Source organism: Oceanobacter sp. 3_MG-2023, from assembly GCF_030688925.1.
Classification (GTDB): domain Bacteria; phylum Pseudomonadota; class Gammaproteobacteria; order Pseudomonadales; family Oceanobacteraceae; genus Oceanobacter.
Genome location: NZ_JAUYVX010000034.1, coordinates 1 through 2876, shown reverse-complemented (window position 1 = coordinate 2876; position 2876 = coordinate 1). Strand labels below are relative to the sequence as shown.

Genomic DNA, 2876 nt, shown 5'->3' with positions numbered 1-2876 from the left:
CCCCACACTACCATCGGCGATGCTGCGTTTCACTTCTGAGTTCGGGATGGATTCAGGTGGTTCCACAGCTCTATTGTCGTCAAGCAAACTGTTATGGTGTTGTCTGTCTTAAGGGGATCCTGTGAAGGATCGACCCGGCAGCGTTCACCAAATAAGGTTGGATACATGAGTTTTTTGAGAGATTCTTAACATTTTGTCTAGCAGTTGCTCAGGGCTTGGGTCGTTAATAACAGCCCGGTTTGGGTGTTATATGGTCAAGCCTCACGGGCAATTAGTATCAGTTAGCTCAACGCCTCGCAACGCTTACACATCTGACCTATCAACCTGGTGGTCTTCCAGGGCCCTACAGGGAACTCAAGGTTCCAGTGAGATCTCATCTTGAAGGAGGCTTCACGCTTAGATGCTTTCAGCGTTTATCCCGTCCGAACGTAGCTACCCGGCAATGCATCTGGCGATACAACCGGAACACCAGAGGTTCGTCCACTCCGGTCCTCTCGTACTAGGAGCAGCTCTTCTCAAATCTCAAACGCCCACGGCAGATAGGGACCGAACTGTCTCACGACGTTCTAAACCCAGCTCGCGTACCACTTTAAATGGCGAACAGCCATACCCTTGGGACCGGCTTCAGCCCCAGGATGTGATGAGCCGACATCGAGGTGCCAAACACCGCCGTCGATGTGAACTCTTGGGCGGTATCAGCCTGTTATCCCCGGAGTACCTTTTATCCGTTGAGCGATGGCCCTTCCATACAGAACCACCGGATCACTATGACCTACTTTCGTACCTGCTCGACGTGTCTGTCTCGCAGTTAAGCCGGCTTGTGCCATTACACTAACCTCCTGATGTCCGACCAGGATTAGCCGACCTTCGTGCTCCTCCGTTACTCTTTGGGAGGAGACCGCCCCAGTCAAACTACCCACCACACAGTGTCCTCGATCCAGATAATGGACCTGAGTTAGAACCCCAAATTGACCAGGCTGGTATTTCAAGGTTGGCTCCACGACAACTGGCGTCATCGCTTCAAAGCCTCCCAGCTATCCTACACAAGCCAATTCAAAGTTCACTGTGAAGCTGTAGTAAAGGTTCACGGGGTCTTTCCGTCTAGCCGCGGGAACGCAGCATCTTAACTGCGAATTCAATTTCACTGAGTCTCGGGTGGAGACAGTGTGACCGTCATTACGCCATTCGTGCAGGTCGGAACTTACCCGACAAGGAATTTCGCTACCTTAGGACCGTTATAGTTACGGCCGCCGTTTACCGGGGCTTCGATCAAGAGCTTCTCGTGAGATAACCCCATCAATTAACCTTCCGGCACCGGGCAGGCGTCACACCCTATACGTCCACTTTCGTGTTTGCAGAGTGCTGTGTTTTTAATAAACAGTTGCAGCCACCTGGTATCTTCGACCGGTCTCAGCTTACGGAGTAAATCCTTCACCAAAACCGGCGCACCTTCTCCCGAAGTTACGGTGCCATTTTGCCTAGTTCCTTCACCCGAGTTCTCTCAAGCGCCTTGGTATTCTCTACCTACCCACCTGTGTCGGTTTAGAGTACGGTTCATTTGTAGCTGAAGCTTAGAGGCTTTTCTTGGAAGCATGGCATCGACCACTTCGGACTCCGTAGAGTCACCGTCATCGCTTCTCGGCATAAAGATCCCGGATTTGCCTAAGATCTCTGCCTACCAGCTTAAACACGGACAACCAACGCCGTGCTGGCCTAGCCTTCTCCGTCCCCCCATCGCACTACAAACAAGTACAGGAATATTAACCTGTTTCCCATCGACTACGCTCTTCAGCCTCGCCTTAGGGGCCGACTAACCCTGCCCCGATTAACGTTGGACAGGAACCCTTGGGTTTCCGGCGGGGGAGTTTTTCACTCCCCTTGTCGTTACTTATGTCAGCATTCGCACTTCTGATACCTCCAGCCTGGTTCACACCTTGACCTTCAACGGCTTACAGAACGCTCCTCTACCATGCGTATGAATACGCATCCGTAGCTTCGGTGTACAGTTTGAGCCCCGTTATATCTTCCGCGCAGGCCGACTCGACTAGTGAGCTATTACGCTTTCTTTAAAGGGTGGCTGCTTCTAAGCCAACCTCCTAGCTGTCTGGGCCTTCCCACATCGTTTCCCACTTAACTGTAACTTTGGGACCTTAGCTGACGGTCTGGGTTGTTTCCCTTTTCACGACGGACGTTAGCACCCGCCGTGTGTCTCCCATGATTGAACTCACCGGTATTCGGAGTTTGCAAAGGGTTGGTAAGTCGGGATGACCCCCTAGCCTTAACAGTGCTCTACCCCCGGTGGTTATACATGAGGCACTACCTAAATAGTTTTCGAGGAGAACCAGCTATCTCCGAGCTTGATTAGCCTTTCACTCCGATCCACAAGTCATCCCCTACCTTTTCAACGGGAGTGGGTTCGGTCCTCCAGTGCCTGTTACGGCACCTTCAACCTGCTCATGGATAGATCGCCCGGTTTCGGGTCTAATGCTAGCGACTGGACGCCCAGTTAAGACTCGCTTTCGCTACGGCTCCGTTAACACTTAACCTTGCCACTAACATTAAGTCGCTGACCCATTATACAAAAGGTACGCAGTCACCGAACAAGTCGGCTCCCACTGCTTGTACGTACGCGGTTTCAGGGTCTATTTCACTCCCCTAACAGGGGTTCTTTTCGCCTTTCCCTCACGGTACTAGTTCACTATCGGTCATCTGGGAGTATTTAGCCTTGGAGGATGGTCCCCCCATGTTCAGTCAGGATAACACGTGTCCCGACCTACTCGTTTTCACAATCTATAAGTTTTCGTATACGGGGCTATCACCCACTATGGCGGCACTTTCCAGAGCCTTCTACTAACTACAAGATTGCTTAAGGGCTA

2 rRNA genes are annotated in these 2876 nt (G+C 51.7%); both read right to left on the bottom strand.

The features are described 5' to 3' along the window. Window positions 1-84, bottom strand: a 5S ribosomal RNA gene (gene rrf / locus Q8W32_RS16460); the annotation flags it as partial. 166 nt (window positions 85-250) lie between these two features. Continuing rightward, window positions 251-2876: ribosomal RNA gene (locus Q8W32_RS16455) — 23S ribosomal RNA — on the bottom strand; the annotation flags it as partial.